Here is a 19,004-nt window from a genome sequence, read left to right on the forward strand (position 1 = left end):
AATTGTTCCGGCAGTTTTAGAAAAACAGGCCTCGCGGTGTGAAAACGCTGAGCAGCTTGGCAAAGAGCAGATACATCACGAGGATGAATCCGGCCGTGATAACGATCCGGCGGATCCAACTTTTGACCTCGCCGTGGGACGCGGGATCGTAGAGGCTGAGTAGCGTGAAAAAGGCGAGGGCGCTGCCGCTATAGAACCCGAGCGCCTCTGCCGCCCAAAAGATGTAGACCGCCGCCACCAGCAGGCCCGGCAGAATATTGAGAAACATCGTTCTGCCAATCCCGGTGCCGGCACGAGAAAGGCCCAAGAGCGCCCGGCCAAAGGTCCAGAGCGCCAGTACGACAAAGACACTGGAAATCAGCCGGGGAAATAGAAAAGCCTGCGTCGGTTTCTGGGTAAAGCTGACATAGCAGACCCAAAGGCCAAGTGCGGCAATGGCGCCGGATGGGATGATATGCTGCCACTGTCTCATGCCTTGGCCTCATTGGCCTGATCGGCCCGATCCTGACGACGTTGCAGAACTTCCATCCAGGCGGAATAGGCGACAGAGGCGATCACGATAAGGATCAGCACGATATTCAGCGTGCCGCCGAAGAAATAGCTGAACCGCCCATCGGTGGCGTCGGCGATCATCGATCCTTGGGTAAAATTGGCCTCGGCGATCGGCCCAAGGATAAGACCCAGCACGAGCGGTGCGGCGGTAAAGCCGAACCGTTCCAGAAAGAACATGCCGATGCCCAATGCGGCCATCACATAGACATCGCCCATCGAGTTCTGGACAGAGTACGAGCCAAATACAGCCAGCCCCAGAACCACCGCAGCCATCACATATTGCGGCACCTGTGCCACGCGCGCGGCAAGGCCCGCCACGTAAAGGCCAAAGATGCACATCAACACCTGCCCGATCAGCATCGAGTTGATGAAGGTCCAGGCGACATCCGGGTGGTTGTCAAAAAGGTCGCTCCCTGGAAAGATTCCGTGGATCAGCAGGCCGCCTAGGAGCACCGCCGCTGTCGGGCTGCCGGGCACTGAAAGCGTAAGGAGCGGCACCAGTGACGGGCCTACCATGGCGTTGTTGGCGCTTTCGGCTGCAATCACGCCCTCGGAATGGCCTTTGCCGAATTTCTGGCGCTCGGAGCTGAATTTCTTGGCCTGATCATAGGCGACGAGCCCGGCAATCTGTCCCCCGATGCCCGGAATGAGGCCGATGATGGAACCAATGGCGGTGCCGATGCCGAGCGCACGCCAGCGACGGGTCATCTCGCGCATCGCCTTGCCGATGGGGTGTTTTTGCACTGCGATCACATCACTGCCCACCGGCTGACGTCCGCGCGCGAACATCGCGAGCACTTGCGGGATTGCAAAAAGGCCAATCAAGGCAGGCACGATGCTGATCCCCCCCGCCAGCGACGGATGCACGATAAAGCGTTGCGCGCCCATGATGTCGTCAAACCCAATGGTGGCCAGCCACATCCCCATGCAGCCCGAGAGCAGCCCCTTGACCACCGAATTGGTGTCCAGCGTGCCAATCACCGTCACACCCAGAATGGCCAGCCAAAAGAGATGCGAGGGACCAAAGGCCAGCGCCCATTTTGCCAGCATCGGCGTGAGAAATATCAACAGCAGAACGCCAAAGACGCCCCCGGCTGCCGAGGACAGAAAGGAAAGTTGCAACGCTTCCGCGCCACGTCCCTGCGTGGCCATCGTATGCCCGTCCAACGTGGTTGCGATATTGGCAGGAGCCCCGGGTATCTTGAGCAGAATCGCACTGACTGCGCCGCCTGCAACGGTCGAGGTATAGGCCGCCCCCAGCAGGATCAGGCCATGCGCAGGCTCAAGCCGAAAGGTGAACGGAATGAGCAGCGCCACCGCCATGGTCGGCGAGAGACCGGGGGTTGCCCCAAGAATCAGCCCGCCAATGGTGCCGCCCACAAGCAGCATGAAAGCCATCGGCGTAAAGACTTCTCCGAAGTAGTAGATGAACTCCAACGCGCACCTCCCGTTGCGGTTCCGGGCAATACCGCCGGTTGAAGTCTAACGGTAAGTGATGAAAATAGTAATGCAAATGTTTTCATAAAATCCATGAAATGGTGGTTTAAGTGTCTGAGAAAATGAATGAAAAGGTCGATATCATTGCTGTGGCAAAGGCTGCGCGAGTGTCGCCGTCGACGGTGTCGCGCAGTTTCAACCACCCCGGTCTGGTCAGCCCGGCCACTCGTAAACGCATTACCCGCGCGGTGGAAAAGCTGGGGTACATCCGCAATCGCGCCGCTCAGTCGATGCATGGACGGCGTAACGCTACCATCGGTCTGATCGTGCCAACCATTGACCATGCGATCTTTGCCGAAGTGATCCAGTCCTTTTCCGATTCCATCGACCGGGCCGGTTTTACCCTGCTCATCGCGTCGCATTCCTATGACCTCGACCGCGAATATGCGATGATGCGCAAGCTGATGGAACATCGTGTGGATGGCATTGCGTTGGTTGGGTTGGAACACGCGGACGCCAGCCTTCGGCTATTGGAGCAGCAGGGGACGCCCGCGATGGCGCTCTGGAACTATGCTCCCGACTCGTTGCTGCCCTGTGTCGGGGCGGACAATCGCGAGGCGGGGCGCATCGCCGCCGATCATCTGCTTGAGCTTGGGCATCGCGATATCGGGCTGGTCTTTCCACGTCCGGAAGGCAATGACCGGGCAAGTGCCCGCCTCTGGGGGGCCCGGGAGCGATTGTTGGCAGCGGGCATTCCCTTGATCGCGGATTGGCAATGGGAGGCCCCCTATAGCATTGCGCAGGCCAAACAGGTGGCGCAGGATCTCTTGCGCCGGGCGCATCGTCCGTCTGCGCTCTTGTGCGGTAATGATGTGATTGCCCAAGGTGTAATCTATGGTGCGCAAAGCTGCGGCCTGCGCGTCCCTGAGGATATTTCGGTGATTGGCATCGGGGATTTCAAAGGGTCAAGCGAGATGGAGCCGGGCCTGACCACTATCCGTATACCCGCCCGTACTATTGGAGAGATTGCTGGCGAGCGCTTCACCGACCTGATCACAGGTGCAAGCGATGATCATTTTCGCGTCCGCTGTCCGTTGGAATGTATCCTGCGCGGCACATCGCGCGCGGTTCACGCGGTCGGCGACTGAAATGCAAAATCCACGCAGGTCATCGGCCAGCAACCTCGATTGAACTCGATCGCTGCACCACCCGGTGCGCGGTCAATGGCGGCGGGTATCGCCAAGTTGTTTTTGTTTGACGAAGCGGGTAGAGGCAGGCCGCATGAGGATATGACAGCGTCACGGTGCTGCACAAGCCGCAGCGGCTCAGTGAGAACGGCCTCTGTTACATCGCGGGCGATCTCGCCAGATATCTCGAGAAGAACGGCATGGCTTACATGCGCGGAGCCCCCAACCATCCCCAGACGTAAGGCGAGTTCGAGCACTGGCACCAGACCCAAAAGAAACGCATGCCCCTCGAAAATCACTCCCTGGAGGGCAAACTCGAAGCGGCGATAACCGCCTTCATCGAGCAATACAACCACGGCCGATATCACGAAAGCCTCGGCAATCTGACACCTGCCGATGCTTACTTCGGGCGCGGTCCCGCAATCCTGGCAGAAAGGGAGAAATTCAAGGCACAGACCATTCAGAACTGCCGCTTGATTCATCAGCGCCAAGCAGCATACCATCAACCAACACAGCCGGCGTCCTCCAGACCAAAATCACACCGCCTTCTCCAAGTCATTCGGTTACGGACAACATAGGCATCCTGACAGTCGTCGACACATTCCCCCGCCCCTTTGCTCTCTTCCAAGGTCGGATACGGAAAGGCGGTATCGCCGCGTTCTCAATGTTGCAGAATCTTTGAGAGAAAATCCTTGGCACGCTCACTTTCCGGCTCATCGAAGAACTCTTGCGTTGGACGATCCTCGACGATGGCCCCCGCATCCATGAATACGACACGGTCTGCGACCTTGCGCGCAAAGCCCATCTCATGAGTGACCACCATCATGGTCATGCCGTCGTCACGGGCCAGTCCCACCATAACGTCCAGAACTTCCTTGATCATCTCGGGATCAAGCGCTGAAGTCGGTTCATCAAAGAGCATCGCAATCGGATCCATGGCAAGAGCCCGTGCAATGGCGACGCGCTGCTGCTGACCGCCCGACAACTGACCGGGATATTTGGCGACGTGGTCAATCATTCCCACGCGTGTCAAGAGCGTCTCGGATCTCTCCTCCGCCTCCTTGCGCGTCCGCCCCAACACCTTTTCCTGCGCAAGGCATAGATTATCGCGCACGCTCATGTGGGGATAAAGTTCGAAATGCTGAAACACCATGCCGATCTTGGCGCGCAGCTTGGTCAGTTTTGTGCCGCTGCCTGTCACTTCGGCACCATCCACGACGATCCGCCCCTCCTGAACTGGTTCAAGCCCGTTTACACATTTGATAAGGGTGGATTTTCCCGAGCCAGAGGGTCCGCAGACCACCACGACCTCGCCCTTTGCAACTTTTGTCGTGCAATCGGTGAGAACCTTAAAGTCCCCGTACCACTTGCTCACATTCTTCATTTCGATCATGTCGTCATCCGCGCTTGAAGCCGACGCACGAACAGCGAACCTGAAAAACAGATCACGAAGTAAACGAGCGCGGCAAAGAGATACATTTCAACGAGGCGGCCCTCGGTCCGGGCCACGATGGAAGAGGCAGTCATCAGGTCGCGCAGCGATACGACAAAGACCAATGAGGTATCCTGAAACAGGATGATTCCTTGTGTTACAAGGATTGGGATCATGTTTCGGAATGCCTGCGGCAGCACGATATAGCGCTGAATCTGCCAGTAGCCTAGGCCTGTGGCCTGACCTGCGTGCACCTGACCCGTCCTAACGCTCTGAATGCCGGCCCGCATGATCTCTGAATAATAGGCGGCCTCGAACATGACAAAGGCGATGAGCGCTGAATAGAAGCCGCCGATCGGCCGACCGACTGCCAGAGGTACAAGGAAGTAGAACCAGAAAATCACGAGGATCAAGGGCACGGACCGGATCAGGTTCACATAGGCCGCAGCGAATATCGCCAGCGGTCTGATCCCCGAGAGCCGTGCCAGCGCGAGCAACGTGCCTAAAGCGATACCGCCCAACACCGCAAGAAAGGTGAGCCATAAGCTGAGTTGCAAACCCTGCCAGAGGAACGGCAGGTTGTTCAGGATGACGCCAAAATCAAAATCGCCCATCTCAGTTCCCCTTGCCAACGTAGCCCGGAATGCGCGTGTAGCGTTCGAGGACGGTCATGACGATTGTGGCGCAGAGGGCGATGAACACGTAGATGACGGTGGCGGCCGTATAAGCTTCGAAACTCTGAAATGTGTATTCCGCGATCTGCTGGCTCTGCGCCGTCAATTCAAGCAGCCCGATGGTAAGCGCGAGCGACGAGTTCTTGAAGACAGTCAGAAATTCCGATGTCATTGGCGGCACGATCAGGCGGAAAGAAATCGGCAAAAGAACGTATCGGTAGACCTGTGCTACGCCCATACCCTGTGCGGTTGCCGCAGATTTGAGACCAGATGGCACCGCCTCAATCCCGGCACGCACCTGTTCTGCCACGCGGCTTGCGGTATAGAGGCCCAAGGCCACAACTGCCGTGACAAACTCGGGTTGCGGCATCTCGCGCTTCATCCAGCGCCCGGCATCCTCGGGCAACATCTCGGGGACGGCGAAATACCAGATGAACATTTGCACCAGCAGCGGCACGTTTCGGAACAGTTCGACATAGGCGGTGCAGAGTGTGCTCACCACTTTGTTGGGCAGGGTTCGGCCCACGCCCACCAGCGATCCCACGCCCAAAGCGATCACCCAAGCGCAGAGTGCTACGGACACGGTCCAGCCAAGGCCACTCAGGAGCCAGCCGAAATATTCCGGTTCCCAAAGAACGCTCCAGTTCCAGTTATAATTCATCTTGGCCGGTCCCCCGAAATTGCGCGGCCCGCCCGGTCACGAACGGGCCGCAGATCCTTTACTCAGGCAGGGCTCCAAGCTGGAATGCGGCCTGCAGGAGCGGGTCGGCAGGCACGCCCATCGGGTCGAACCACTTTGAATAGATCTCGTTGATCTCGCCCGAGCGGAACACGTTGGCAAGCGCGGTCTTGCCCACAAGTTCAAAGGCACTGTCGTCACGACGGACCATCAGCGCGTAAGGATCGAAGGACAAAAAATCACCGACAACGGTAAATTCATCCGGTGTCTTGGACTTGGCAATCAAACCGAACAGCAGAATGTGGTCTGTGGAGTAGGCATCAACGCGGTCAGTCTCAAGCGAGAGCATGCCTTCGGCATGGTCGCGTACCGGCAGGATTTTCACCTCTAGCCCTAGGGCCTCTACCGCTGCTTTGACAGCGCGCTCATTGGTTGTGCCCTGTGCCAGCGCGATTGATTTACCGTCGAGATCGGCAACCGACGTGATGCCTGAACCCTTTCGGGTCAGGATCTTGGTCCCGGTTACGAAGGTCACGGGCAAATATTCAACCTGCTGCTGGCGCGTCAAATTGTTGGTTGTGGATCCACATTCCAGATCAATTGTGCCGTTTGCCATCAGCGCGATACGGGTCTTGGGGTTGACGGGCACATAGCGGACTTCGATGTCCTTGCCGAGCGTTTTTTCGACCTCTTCGACCACCTTCATGCAGAGGTCGATGGAATAGCCCTCGGGCTGCTGTTGATCATTCAGATAGGAAAATGGCACCGAGCTTTCGCGGTGACCGATCACGATTTCTCCGCTGTCATTGATCTTGGCGAGCGTTCCCGTCAGGTCCTGGGCCCAGATAGCGGCAGGTGCCAGCCCTGTTGTCAAAGCCGCGACAGCAAGCAGGCGGCGGGCAAGTTTAAAGTCCATGGTCAAGTTCTCCCTCTTTTCGTTGATGGTTAGTTTATCTGGTAGCCCGGTAGATCAAACGCCTCGGGGTATCCCAAGAGCGCGGCAGATCCGCCGGTATGCAGAAATACGACATTCTGCATGTCGCCAAAGGCGCCCCTTCGGGTCAGATCAATCAGACCGTCAAGCCCTTTGCCGGAATAGACCGGATCGAACAGCAGACCTTCAAGCTCTGCTAAAAGCCTGACGCTTTCGACCATGCCTTGCGTGGGAATACCATATCCCGCACCCACGTAATCGCAGTTGACCCTTACATCTTCACGACGGATGGCCTCTCCATAGCCGATGCGTGCACCGGTGCGTTTCGCAAGCTCAAAGACCATGCTTTCCTGCTTGTCCTGAGGTGCCCGAACGCCAATTCCGAGAAGCTGGATGTCACTTTCCAGCGCCGCAAGGCCAGCCACCAAGCCCGCTTGGGTGCCAGCGCTGCCCGTGGCATGGATCAATGCATCGATCTTCAACCCCATGGTCGCGGACTGTTCGCAAAGTTCCAAGGCGCAATTCACGTAACCAAGAGCACCGGTGCTGTTCGAGCCTCCTCCCGGAATGACATAAGGCTTCCGGCCGGCGGCGCGAAGTTCTACCGCCAGAAGCTCCATCTCTGCCGCCATGTCGGCGCCGCTCCTCCGCATGGCCACTGTTGCGCCATGAAGCCGGTCAAGAAACACATTTCCGTTCAGCGTGTATTCTGGGTCGGCATAGCCGGTCGGATCTTCGAGTAGGATATGGCAGGCCATGCCCAGTCGTGCCGCCGCAGCTGCTGTCTGGCGCGCGTGATTGGATTGGGTGGTGCCTTGGGTAATGATCGTATCCGCACCCTCTCCCAATGCGTCTGCCATCAGGAACTCGAGCTTGCGGGTCTTGTTGCCGCCTGAGGACAAGCCTGTGCAATCATCGCGCTTTACCCAGAAGCGGGGTCCGCCCAAATGCTCGGTCAGACGGTCCATGGGTTCTAGTGGTGTCGGGAAATGCCCAAGACGCACTCTGGGAAAGGCCGCAAGCGCGCTTGCCAGGTCCTTTCTGCGCGCGACAGAAGGCCAAACGCGCTGCTGGCTTCGCTGAACCGTCGCGGAAACGCCTGCATTGTCCATAAATCCCTCACCCAATGTAAAGCCAAGGCTAAACTCCCTTTAATGCCATTGGAAAATGCTATTCTCTTAGAGTGCTCATACTAAGGGTATGGGTAAAGGAGAGTTAATGGACCTAAGCATCTTCGACGACGTTCTTGTGCTTCTGGAAGAAGGCAATATGAGCCGTGCCGCACAGCGCCGGAACATCACGCAACCGGCCTTTTCACGACGTATTCAAAGCTTCGAACACTGGCTGGGTCGTCCGATCGTCAAGCGTGCCGCCAATCGCGTGGACATCGAACCGGCCCTGTCCGAAAACACAACCGAGCTTCAGGCTTTGGCGGGCCACATTCAGGCATTTCGCCAGCGCATCGCCGGATATGAACCCGGCAGATCGACCGTGACGGTCGCGGCACAGCATTCATTGATCGTTTCGATCTTTCCCGATTTCGCAGCCGGTGCGCGCGCAGAGCACCAAGGTGTCGATTTTCGCCTCAGAGCCGCGAACCATAATGATTGCATCTCGTTGTTCCTGAGCGGTGAGGCCTCGCTGCTGATGTGCTATGAGCGCGATGGCGGTGCTCCGATGCCCTTCGATGACAGTATTGTCCGTGCGACTTGGGGCCGGGACAGGCTTGTCCCTGTGGTTGGCGGACCACTGCGCTTTGCCTTAAGCCCCAAGGGGGTCGCTCCGCCAGATACACCGATGATCCGCTATCCCCCCGGGACCTTTTTCGCCGAAATGCTCGCCGGGGCAAGCACCTCCTATTCCAGCCATACGGGTGCAATCTTTGCCGAGAGCGCCTTTACCGTCGGCATCAAGGAAATAGTCTTGATGGGTTTTGCTCTGGCTTGGTTACCGATGAGCCTTGTCTATAGCGAAGTCCAAAGCGGTGCCTTACTCGTGTGTAATGGGGATACTGAAACCTTGCCCCTGCGCATATCGCTCTTTGCTCGACCAACCGACTCAGTCTCCATGCAACTTTGTGGCCTGCGAAAAAGCGTTTTTGGGACATAAAGCCAGAGCAGCTTCTGGGTCGGATATTTCCGGCGCATCTACAGGCGAGTTGATGTCGCATAAGAGAGTGCCGCAAAGTGCGGGGCAATGTCGCGGAAATCGAACACGCTGGAGGTCGAAATCTGTGTCGGAGTGCAGAACGAGGCAATACAAAAGGCCAGTGGTCCGGCTGAGAACATGAATACGGATGGGGCAGCCAGTTCACGTCCTTCGCCTGTACTGACAGGCTGTACCTATCCAGTGTTCGCATCTCGATGGATGGGGCCGGCGGGTTCTTCGAAAACATCTTCATCGAGCGGCTCTGACGGACCCTGAAATGCAAATGCGTCTACCTGCACGCCTAGGAGGCCGGGTTGAAAACAAAGGTACGCATCACAAAACGGATGGCTTTCTATACCCTCCAACGGCCACACTCAGACCTTGGTGGTAGGCCACTTGATGTGGTCTATTGGCTGAGAAAAATGCGCCGCAACCTCGCCAGAAGGTGCAAAGAGTAGCTTGAGTCACCCCCAGATACTGTCCAACGGACGGAGAGGAACTCATCAAACCAAGCGATTGCGACGTCGTCCTGTACTACTCTGGGGTTGCCCAGAGTTGACGTTCGTCATGTTCGCTTTCCGACCGCCAAACCATGTTCGTGAGGTACGATCACAGGACACCCGTCCCGCGCTTGCATCACCTCGACCGACACGTTCCAGCATTCGGCGACGCGCTGTTCCGAGAGGACATCATGTTTCGGGCCGAAAGCGACAACCTTGCCATTCTTCAGCACCAGAAGTTGATCACAAAACCGGCCCGCTAGTGTCAGGTCATGTAATGCCATGATGGTGGCTGCTTGCCTGTTCTGTGTATCGGTCTTGAGATGCCGCAAGATCACCAGTTGGTGGTGCAGGTCGAGCGCCGATGTCGGCTCGTCTAAAATCAAGAGACGGGGTGCGCGGAGAAGACGTTGCGCCACGCAGATCATTTGTTGCTGGCCGCCGGAAAGCCGGTCCACGTTACGGTCTTCCAGATGGGACAACCCAAGCTCTGACAATACCCTTGCCGCCGCGTCCAGATCGGCCGGGGCAACGCGCCAGCCAAGGGCTTCGCGCTTGCCGAGAAGAACGGCCTCCAACACCGACAGACGCACGTTCGTCTGAAAGGCTTGCGGCATGTAACCGATCTGGTCTCGGGGTAGCGTCACACCGTTCCAATGCGCGTGCAGTTTCTCGATACCGGCAAGACTGCGCAGAAGAGTGGATTTTCCAGCACCGTTCGGGCCGATCACTCCGAGCACTTGGCCCGCGGGGACTTCAATTTGCAATGGATGCAGGATTTGGGTGCGCCCCTTGAATGCGGCAGGCAGGTTGGCACTTAGGGTCATCTCGTCCCCGCTGGTTTGAGCGTCAGGATCACAGCCATCAACATCGGAACACCTGCAATGGCGGTGATGATGCCTACAGGAATGATCGCACCGGGCGAGATCAGCTTGCCGACAACAGACGCCGCAACTAGGATGATCGCTCCCATTAGCGCGGCGGTCGGCAAGGCAAAGCGGTGATCTTCGCCGACGAACGCACGCGCGATGTGGGGGGCGATCAGTCCGACAAAACCAATCGTGCCGGTGAAACAGACAGCCCCTGCGGTCAGCGCAGCGACCAACAGAAAGCTCCGTCTCCGAAAGCGGTTGACGTCCAGCCCAAGGCTGGCAGCGTTGTCATCGCCCATACGGAGCGAGGTCAGGTTCCAAGCATCGCGCAGAACCAGCGGCAGGCACACCAGCAAGATTGTGCCGCACACTTGAACCGAGGTCCAACTGGCCTTCAACAGGCTGCCGAACAGCCAGAAGACAATCTGTTGCAAGACCTCTGGCGAAGCCATGAACTGCGCAAGCGACTGCAGCGATTGAAAGAAGAACAAGACTGCAATGCCTGCCAACACCAACACCTCCGGTGCGGCTCCTTTGACACGTGCAACAAGGTAAATCAGCATGGCGGCGGCAAGGGTCATGACAAATGCGGCAATCGGGGTTTGCAGCCATTGCGGCAACCCCATCAGCCCGCCGACCAGGATCGAAAGGGCTGCACCGAAACCGGCGGCAGCGGAAAACCCAAGGGTGAATGGGCTGGCAAGGGGATTGTTCAGGATGGTTTGCATCATCAATCCGGCCAGACCAAGCGAAGCGCCGACCAGCGCTGCCATGATGCTTTGTGGTAAGCGTATTTGCCACAGGATGGCAGCGGCGCCGCGATCTTCACCTGCGGGGCCTGCCCAAAGGGCCTTGTTCAGATCGGCCAGCGACATGCCCGATGGTCCCGTGACCAGGTCGGCTGCAAGCAGGGCGCAAAGCAATATGGCAGCCCCGAGAAGTGCCGTCATGCGCGCCCTGATCTGGCGGGCATAAAGCCCGCCAGAGGTCGTTACGGCAACCGTCATTGCAGTTTTTGCACGAAGATCCCATCAAGTGGGATGGGCAGCCATTTTGCATAATAGGCGGCAAGCTCGGCCTGCGGGTTCACATCGACGAAAGCCTCCGGGTGCAAGACCTTGCCCAGATAACGGGCAAAGACGAAGTCCGACAAGGACCTTGCGCCGCCGTGGTAGATAGCATGAACCTCGCCCGATTTCGCAGCCGGAAGTTCTGCCCAGCCTGGACGTGTCAAATACGCTGCCATACTTTGCTGCGCCGCGGCTGCATCAGCCCCGAAGCCTATCCGCACAGCCTCTGGTGCGTTCATCCATTCCGACCCGGCAAGAAGGATGACTTCGGGCTGCTCGGCCAGAACGAATTCAGGTGCCAGCGGACCCCAGTTTTCAATCCGACCTTTCGCGATGTTCGCCCCGCCGACCAGATCAATCACGCCCGCCCACATACCTTTGCCATAGGAGTTACCAACCTCGGCAGGGCCTTTTCTGGCCAGTTCGACATAGACCTTCTTCGGCGCGCCGCCTGCGGCGATGACCCTTGCGATCGTATCGGTGATCATGCTTTCGTAGTGTCTGGCCAAGGCCTCGGCCCGATCTTCAGTGCCCATCAGCGAGCCAATTACTCTGGTCGAGGCCAGATGCGCCTCCAGTGTCTGGGCGTTATAATCCACCACGACAACAGGAATTCCTGCGGCCTCCAGCTGTGCAATGCCCTCACCAAGGGCATCAAACTGCCAACCCGCCAAAATCGCGACATCCGGTTTGACTGCGATGGCGGCTTCCACGCTAAAAGTGCTGCTTTCAGTATCACCGACATCGGGAAGTGCATCGATCTGCGGATAGACTGCCTTATAAGCCTCCCACTGCATGGGGCGCCATTCCGCCCAAGGCGTGCGGGAGATCGCAACGACCTTGTCGATGCCGCCCGGACCTGTGATCGCAATGAAGTCTTCATAATAAAAGCCGAGCAGAATCCGATCAGGTGTATCGGCCAAAGTGACCGTTCGGCCCTTGAGGTCGGTCAGGGTGATTTCGGCCCAAGCGGGCAAGGCGGTGGTCAAGGCAAGCGCGCCAAGACCAAGGAGTTTGAATAGGAATCTCATACTATTACCCTCGGGTAATGCTGGCGCATCAAAGGCGCAGCAAGTTGACTTGATCGGCGAAAAGTTTTGGCGATCAAGCCAGAGGGGGTGCACGGACCGGTGTTGCAGGGTTGGTGGTTCGACCAAGACCATGCATATGTGCCGGGACAAGGATGGCTGCGGTAGCGCGCAGTTCAATGTCGATGAAGCTCAGGAAGGGTTCCAGAAGCAGTATTGACCCCGCCAAGTGACAGGCAGGGCAGTCGCCCATGACCAGTCCACTATCCTCGTCGCCCGACTCCGCGCAGAGATCAACCGCAGTCGGGCCGAATTCGGCCAAATACACCGCCTGACCAATCTGCGCGGCATTTGGGATCGGGCGGTGGGCAAAACCTATCGCCAAGAGGCTGATCGCCACCATCCAGACCATCGCGGCCTTGAAAAGCACTACGAACATCGTCTTCACCATGCTGTTGACTACCATACCACTATCAAGACGCAAATCCAAAACAGGAGGACGGCTCAAGTCCGGAGCGGGGTGACAAGCTGAAGCTCCCGCATTGGGATGGGCAGGGCTTCTGCCTTTATTACAGAGTGCTGGAAAAGGGCCGCTTTCTCTCGCCCATGCGCGGAGTAGGCGCGGTGCGGCTGGCCCCGGCGCAGTTGGCGATGCCGTTGGGGCAGGTCGATGCGGGGGGGTCGGGCAGGACCTCGAGGTCGCGTTTCGCCTCTTTCAATATCGCAATGCTTCGATGATCATCCTCGCGAGCTTTATGATTGTTCTGCTGATGGAAGTTTGTATAGACAGGCTGCGCGCCCGCCTTCAGTGTTCGCCGCCAGAAGACGGGTGTGAGGCCTGAAATTGTCTTCTATGGTCAAGGCAAGCCGCGACGATTCTCCGGGCATGGTGTCTGCGAGTCCGCCTGTCGATCGGTGCCTCTAGTTGGCAGGAGCCGTCATGACCGCCTTTCCCCTCGCCCAGTCCCGCCTCGCAAACCTACGCGCCCGTATGGAGGTGACCGGCTCCGATCTTGTGGTCCTTGGGCCGTCGAGCCATATGGCGTGGCTCTCGGACGTGCATCCGCATGGCGACGAGCGGCCCGTAATGCTGTTGATCACACGCGATTATGCCGGGTTTCTCATGCCTTCGCTCAATTCCGCCTCGGCGCGGCAGTCCACCGATTTGCCATTTCATATGTGGAGGGATGACGAAGGTCCGCATGCGGCTCTGCAAGACATTCTGAGCGCCTGTAATGCAACCCGTCCTGGCCTCTCGGTTGTGCTCGATGAAACCATGCGTACGGATTTCTCACTGTTGCTGCTGGACCATCTTCAGGCCCCGAACCGACGGTTTACCGACGATACTGTTGGTGCGCTACGTGCCTGCAAAGACGCCGCGGAATTCGACGCAATCAAAGCGGCACATCTGCTCAATGATCGGGCGGTTGAGGCCGCATTTGACGCGCTCCGCATTGGCATGACCGAGCGCGACTTGGTGCAAGTCATTCAGGAATTTTACGGGGCACACGGCGCGACGCTGGAGTTTTGTTCTGTCTGTTTTGGCCCCTCTGGGGCGTTTCCGCACCATACGCCCGGAGCGACGCGGCTGGAGCGCGACATGCCTGTACTGCTCGATACCGGCTGCCGCCTGAATGGGTATCCGTCTGACATGACGCGATGCGGATTTTTTGGTGCGCCGGACACCACCTACACCGAGGTTTTCACGGTGGTGGATCAGGCTGTACGGGCCGCGCTCGACGCGGCGCATCCCGGAGCATTGGCGCGAGATGTCGACAAGGCGGCGCGTGATGTGATCACCGCTGCAGGCTATGGCGACCGCTTTTTGCACCGCACGGGCCACGGGCTTGGTATCGACATTCACGAACCGCCGTACATCACTGCAACCTCTGAAACGCCGCTGTCAGTTGGCAATGTCTTTTCCATCGAACCGGGCATTTATCTCGAGGGCCGTTTTGGGCTCCGGCTTGAGGAAATCGTGATCCTGCGGTCCGATGGGGCTGAGGTTTTTTCGGATATGCCGCGTGATCTGATTGTGCGTCCAGTGATTGGATGACGCTTCAGCATCCTCCTCTGGGTGCGGAGCGGCATAGGTCCGATTCGGTGGCAAAAACTTTTCTAGATGGAAAAATTTTTGTTGCAATGCTTTTACATTTCGTCTGAGGTGAGCATCAAGAAACGCCTTCTGACCCAAGGACGCCGATGACCAATACACCTGCCGGCGCGCCACTCGCCCTGGGGCGTCGCATAAGAAAACGCAGGCAACTCTTGTCGATGACCTTGCAGGATCTCAGCAACGGATGTGGAGTATCTGTGAGCTATCTTAGCCAGATCGAACGCGACAATGCCGTGCCCACTCTGGGCACGCTGGCAGAAATTGCGGCGGCGCTGGATGTCGGCATCGACCATTTCATCGCCACGCCGAGGCAGGCGGATAGCGTGACCCGCGCAGCCACGCGCCCGCAGTTCTCTATTTCCGGCACCTCGATCATCTATGAACAGATCGGCGCGGAATTTCCCGGGCATGAACTGACGTCGTTCATTCTCAATGTGCCGCCTGGGTATGAGTCCGAGACCGTGCAACATTCCGGTGAAGAGCTGATCTTTGTGCTCGAGGGCGAGATTTTGCAAGTGGTCAACGGGCAGCAATTTCTGCTCTGTGCCGGGGATAGCATGCATTATCTGGGCCAGCATCCGCACTCTTGGTCCAACGCCAGCGATACTCGGGCGCGTCTGCTCTGGACCGGCAAGATGCTGCATGGCGCGACCCCTTCGTCCTATGTGCCGCGCACCGGCACGGACACATCAAAACCAGACATCCCCTGATCGGCATCGCGGTATGCGGCTCGGGCACCAGCCGGGACAACCGGCGTATTCCTCACCAAATCCAACAAGGAGATCTTACGTGAAACACCTACTGCTCTGCGCTTCTGCACTGGCGCTGACCGCCACGATGTCCGAGGCTAAAACCTTTGTCTATTGCTCCGAAGCCTCGCCAGAGGGGTTTGATCCTGCGCCCTTTACCGCAGGCGGCACGTTCGATGCCTCGGCGCATCCGATCTACAACCGCCTGACCGAGTTCAAGAAAGGCACGACCGAGGTCGTGCCCGGCCTTGCGACTGGCTGGGACGTGTCCGAGGACGGAACCGAATACACCTTCCATCTGCGCGAGGGCGTCAAGTGGCACTCGAATGACAAGTTCACGCCCACCCGCGACTTCAACGCTGATGACGTGATTTTCTCTTACGAGCGTCAAGGATCTGCCGACCATCCGTGGCATCAGTATATCGCGGGTGTGACCTACGAGTATTACACCTCCATGGCGATGCCTGACCTGATCAAATCCATTGAGAAGATCGACGACTATACGGTCAAGTTCACCTTGAACCAGCCCGAGGCGCCTTTCCTCGCCAATATCGCGATGCCCTTCGCCTCGATCGTGTCCAAGGAATATGCCGATGCGCTCGATGCCGCAGGGACCAAGGAAGATCTGAACAACCTGCCCATTGGCACCGGCCCGTTCAAGTTCGTGGCCTATCAAAAGGACGCGGTGATCCGCTACACGAAGAACGCCGACTATTGGGGAGAAGGCGCGATCATTGACGATCTGGTCTTTGCCATCACCCCTGACGCCGCCGTGCGTCTGCAAAAGCTCAAGGCTGGTGAATGCCACCTGATGCCCTATCCGGCCCCAGCGGATATCGAGACCATCAAAGCCGATCCTAACCTCAAACTGGATGAGCAGGCCGGTCTGAACGTGGGTTATCTGGCCTATAACACCACAGTCGCCCCGTTTGACAACGCGCGCGTCCGCAAGGCGCTGAACATGGCGATCAACAAGAATGCCATCGTGGATGCCGTTTTTCAGGGGGCGGCTGCCCCGGCCAAGAACCCGATCCCGCCGACCATGTGGTCCTATAACGAGTCGATCGTCGACGATCCCTATGATCCCGAAGCCTCCAAGAAGATGCTTGAGGAAGAGGGCGTGACCGACCTCTCGATGAAAATCTGGGCGATGCCGGTACAGCGTCCCTACATGCCCAATGCCCGCCGTTCTGCCGAGTTGATGCAAGAGGACCTGTCCAAGGTCGGCGTCAAGGTCGAGATCGTGTCCTATGAGTGGGGCGAATATCTGCAAAAGTCGATGGAACCCGGCCGCGACGGTGCGGTGATGCTGGGCTGGACCGGGGACAATGGCGATCCCGACAACTTCCTGTCGGTACTCTTGTCCTGCGATTCCGCCGGGCCTGGCGGTGCCAACCGCGCGTTTTGGTGCAACGAAGATTTCTCCAAGCTGCTGAAGGATGCCAAGATCACTGCCGATCCGGCAGAACGGACCGCGCTCTATGAACAGGCGCAGGTGATCTTCAAGGACCAGGCCCCGTGGTTCACCATCGCGCATTCGACCCAGTATGTGCCGATGTCGAACAAGGTGTCGGGCTTTGTGATGAGCCCCTTGGGCGACTTCACCTTCGAGACTGTCGACATTGCCGAATGAACGGATCAGTCTGATCTGAAACCGGACGCGCGGGGGCACAGCCCTCGCGCGTTTTCAAAGGAAAGCGGCGCATGATCCGATTCATCCTGTCCAAGTTTCTTTACCTGATCCCGACCTTTATCGGGATCACCATCATCGCCTTCAGCTTTGTGCGCATCCTGCCCGGCGATCCGGTGCTCTTGATGGCGGGCGAGAGGGGTGTGACCCCCGAACGGCATGCGGAACTCAGCGCGCAACTGGGTTATGATCAACCCATCGTGCTCCAGTATTTCGATTTTCTCGGGCGGCTCTTGCAGGGGGACATGGGCAATTCGCTCGTGACCAAGAAACCCGTGCTGGACGAGTTCCTGACCCTGTTTCCCGCGACTGTCGAACTGGGCCTGTGCGCCATCATCATCGCCACTGTGATTGGCGTTACCGTGGGCGTATTTGCCGCCATCAAGCGCGGGAGCTGGTTCGACCAGATTTCCATGACGCTTGCCCTTGTCGGCTTTTCCATGCCGATTTTCTGGTGGGGGCTGCTGCTCATCATCTTTTTCTCAGGCATTCTCGGTTGGACGCCGGTGTCGGGGCGTATCAGCCTGCTGTACTATTTCCCAAATGTCACCGGCTTCATGCTGATTGACAGCCTGCTCTCGGGGCAGAAGGGGGCGTTCACCTCGGCGCTGAGCCATCTCATCTTGCCGTCGCTGGTGCTGGCCACGATTCCGCTTGCGGTCATCGCCCGTCAGACCCGCTCTGCCATGCTTGAGGTCATGGGCGAGGATTATGTCCGCACCGCTCGCGCCAAGGGCATGCCACAATACCGCGTCATCGGCATCCACGCGCTGCGCAATGCGATGGTGCCGGTGGTCACCACCATCGGTCTGCAAATCGGGGTGCTGATGGCCGGTGCCATTCTGACCGAGACGATCTTTTCCTGGCCCGGCATAGGCAAATGGATGATCGATTCCATCTCGCGCCGGGATTATCCGGTGGTGCAATCCGGCCTCCTGCTCATCGCGGCGCTCGTTATGATCGTCAACCTGCTGGTCGATCTGACTTATGGCCTCATCAACCCGAGGATTCGTGTGAAATGAGCGAGACATCCAACTTTGCCGCCCCGGTGAAGCTGTCCGATGCTGCGATCCGCCGTCGCATGCTGGCTGAATTCTGGTTCTACTTCAGCCAGAACCGGGGCGCTGTGATCGGACTGGTGGTCTTTGTGCTGCTGGTACTAACAGCGATCTTTGCCGGAATTATCGCCCCCCATGACCCGACCACGCAGTACCGCGAAGCGTTGCTTGTGCCTCCCGTCTGGGCCGAAGGTGGCAATGCGCAATTTCTGCTGGGGACCGATGCGGTCGGGCGCGACATGCTCTCGCGCCTGATCTTTGGGGCGCAATACTCGCTCTTTATCGGCATTGTCGTGGTTTCCATCGCGCTTGTGGGGGGGATCATCATCGGGCTGTTGGCGGGGTTCTTTGGCGGCTGGATCGACAATGTCATCATGCGGATGATGGATGTGATCTTGGCCTTTCCCTCGCTCCTTTTGGCACTTGTGTTGGTGGCGGTGCTGGGACCTGGGCTGACCAATGCGATGATTGCCATCGCGATTGTCTATCAGCCCCATTTTGCCCGTCTGACCCGTGCGGCCGTCATGTCCGAGATGAAGCGCGAATATGTCACTGCTGCCCGTGTGGCGGGGGCGGGGAATCTGCGCCTGATGTTCAAGACCATCCTGCCCAATTGTCTTGGGCCGCTGATCGTTCAGGCCACATTGTCGTTTTCCTCGGCAGTGCTCGATTCCGCCGCTTTGGGATTTCTGGGGATGGGAGCGCAGCCACCCTCGCCGGAATGGGGCACCATGTTGGCCGAGGCGCGGGAATTCATTCTGCGCGCTTGGTGGGTGGTCACCTTTCCCGGTCTCGCCATCCTGATTTCGGTGTTGGCGATCAACTTGATGGGCGACGGGCTACGCGACGCGCTCGATCCCAAGCTGAAGCGGAGTTGA

At 58.1% G+C, this 19,004-nt stretch carries 18 protein-coding genes and 1 pseudogene; 8 read left to right on the forward strand and 11 right to left on the reverse strand.

Translation table 11 applies throughout. The features are described from left to right. Positions 1–16 precede the first annotated feature (16 nt). Positions 17–472 (reverse strand): tripartite tricarboxylate transporter TctB family protein, encoded by a 456-nt coding sequence (locus tag AACZ65_RS09680; RefSeq protein ID WP_339670332.1) that lies wholly within the window; start codon positions 470–472, stop codon positions 17–19. Continuing rightward, a complete protein-coding gene (locus tag AACZ65_RS09685) occupies positions 469–1,950 on the reverse strand; it encodes a tripartite tricarboxylate transporter permease (RefSeq protein WP_339670334.1) in 1,482 nt (493 codons plus the stop codon). Before AACZ65_RS09685 ends, AACZ65_RS09680 begins: the two co-directional genes overlap by 4 nt. Before the next feature lie 149 nt (positions 1,951–2,099). On the opposite strand from AACZ65_RS09685, the gene AACZ65_RS09690 reads away from it, so the two are divergent. Further along, on the forward strand, positions 2,100–3,137 hold the full coding sequence (locus AACZ65_RS09690; protein ID WP_339670335.1) for a LacI family DNA-binding transcriptional regulator: 1,038 nt from the start codon (positions 2,100–2,102) through the stop codon (positions 3,135–3,137). 128 nt (positions 3,138–3,265) lie between these two features. Then, positions 3,266–3,673 (forward strand): annotated as a pseudogene (locus tag AACZ65_RS09695) (integrase core domain-containing protein); the annotation flags it as partial. Positions 3,674–3,837: 164 nt separating this feature from the next. Here the strand turns inward: AACZ65_RS09695 and AACZ65_RS09700 are convergent. From AACZ65_RS09700 to AACZ65_RS09720, 5 genes are read right to left on the reverse strand one after another with little or no spacing between them, the layout of a single operon-like run. Then, complete coding sequence (locus AACZ65_RS09700; RefSeq protein ID WP_339670337.1) at positions 3,838–4,569, reverse strand: amino acid ABC transporter ATP-binding protein; 732 nt, start codon at positions 4,567–4,569, stop codon at positions 3,838–3,840. Then, on the reverse strand, positions 4,566–5,222 hold the full coding sequence (locus AACZ65_RS09705) for an amino acid ABC transporter permease (protein WP_037270163.1): 657 nt from the start codon (positions 5,220–5,222) through the stop codon (positions 4,566–4,568). The genes AACZ65_RS09700 and AACZ65_RS09705 overlap by 4 nt, the downstream gene beginning before the upstream one ends. 1 nt (position 5,223) lies before the next feature. Further along, entirely contained in the window at positions 5,224–5,943 is a 720-nt protein-coding gene (locus tag AACZ65_RS09710; protein ID WP_339670340.1) for an amino acid ABC transporter permease, read from the reverse strand. Between the two features lie 58 nt (positions 5,944–6,001). Further along, the gene (locus AACZ65_RS09715; RefSeq protein ID WP_339670342.1) at positions 6,002–6,877 is read right to left on the reverse strand and encodes an amino acid ABC transporter substrate-binding protein; all 876 of its coding nucleotides are present in this window, start codon (positions 6,875–6,877) and stop codon (positions 6,002–6,004) included. Between the two features lie 29 nt (positions 6,878–6,906). After that, entirely contained in the window at positions 6,907–8,007 is a 1,101-nt protein-coding gene (locus AACZ65_RS09720) for a D-cysteine desulfhydrase (RefSeq protein WP_339670344.1), read from the reverse strand. 106 nt (positions 8,008–8,113) lie between these two features. Here AACZ65_RS09720 and AACZ65_RS09725 point away from each other — a divergent pair, with 106 nt between their 5' ends. Next, positions 8,114–9,004: a LysR substrate-binding domain-containing protein gene (locus AACZ65_RS09725; RefSeq protein ID WP_037270159.1), complete on the forward strand. Its 891-nt coding sequence runs from the start codon at positions 8,114–8,116 to the stop codon at positions 9,002–9,004. Between the two features lie 604 nt (positions 9,005–9,608). On the opposite strand, the gene AACZ65_RS09730 is transcribed toward AACZ65_RS09725, so the two are convergent. The 4 genes from AACZ65_RS09730 to AACZ65_RS09745 all read right to left on the reverse strand — a co-directional run bounded on the left by AACZ65_RS09730 (position 9,609) and on the right by AACZ65_RS09745 (position 12,952). Beyond that, positions 9,609–10,370 (reverse strand): ABC transporter ATP-binding protein, encoded by a 762-nt coding sequence (locus AACZ65_RS09730; RefSeq protein ID WP_037270158.1) that lies wholly within the window; start codon positions 10,368–10,370, stop codon positions 9,609–9,611. Further along, positions 10,367–11,422: an iron ABC transporter permease gene (locus tag AACZ65_RS09735; RefSeq protein ID WP_339670348.1), complete on the reverse strand. Its 1,056-nt coding sequence runs from the start codon at positions 11,420–11,422 to the stop codon at positions 10,367–10,369. Before AACZ65_RS09735 ends, AACZ65_RS09730 begins: the two co-directional genes overlap by 4 nt. Beyond that, positions 11,419–12,516 (reverse strand): ABC transporter substrate-binding protein, encoded by a 1,098-nt coding sequence (locus tag AACZ65_RS09740; protein WP_339670350.1) that lies wholly within the window; start codon positions 12,514–12,516, stop codon positions 11,419–11,421. Before AACZ65_RS09740 ends, AACZ65_RS09735 begins: the two co-directional genes overlap by 4 nt. Positions 12,517–12,589: 73 nt before the next feature. Continuing rightward, positions 12,590–12,952, reverse strand: a complete 363-nt coding sequence (locus tag AACZ65_RS09745) for a hypothetical protein (RefSeq protein ID WP_146005668.1) — start codon at positions 12,950–12,952, stop codon at positions 12,590–12,592. A 501-nt stretch (positions 12,953–13,453) separates the two neighbouring features. Between AACZ65_RS09745 and AACZ65_RS09750 the strand changes: the two genes are divergently transcribed. From AACZ65_RS09750 to AACZ65_RS09770, 5 genes are all read left to right on the forward strand, one after another. Beyond that, a complete protein-coding gene (locus AACZ65_RS09750) occupies positions 13,454–14,569 on the forward strand; it encodes a Xaa-Pro peptidase family protein (protein WP_339670353.1) in 1,116 nt (371 codons plus the stop codon). Positions 14,570–14,715: 146 nt separating this feature from the next. Then, a complete protein-coding gene (locus AACZ65_RS09755) occupies positions 14,716–15,339 on the forward strand; it encodes a cupin domain-containing protein (RefSeq protein WP_037270153.1) in 624 nt (207 codons plus the stop codon). Positions 15,340–15,466: 127 nt separating this feature from the next. Continuing rightward, on the forward strand, positions 15,467–17,011 hold the full coding sequence (locus AACZ65_RS09760) for an ABC transporter substrate-binding protein (RefSeq protein WP_102105877.1): 1,545 nt from the start codon (positions 15,467–15,469) through the stop codon (positions 17,009–17,011). A gap of 71 nt (positions 17,012–17,082) precedes the next feature. After that, positions 17,083–18,090 (forward strand): ABC transporter permease subunit, encoded by a 1,008-nt coding sequence (locus AACZ65_RS09765; protein ID WP_037270151.1) that lies wholly within the window; start codon positions 17,083–17,085, stop codon positions 18,088–18,090. After that, a complete protein-coding gene (locus tag AACZ65_RS09770) occupies positions 18,087–19,004 on the forward strand; it encodes an ABC transporter permease subunit (protein ID WP_339670356.1) in 918 nt (305 codons plus the stop codon). The genes AACZ65_RS09765 and AACZ65_RS09770 overlap by 4 nt, the downstream gene beginning before the upstream one ends.

The organism is uncultured Roseovarius sp. (assembly GCF_963972555.1).
Lineage (GTDB): Bacteria > Pseudomonadota > Alphaproteobacteria > Rhodobacterales > Rhodobacteraceae > Roseovarius > Roseovarius mucosus.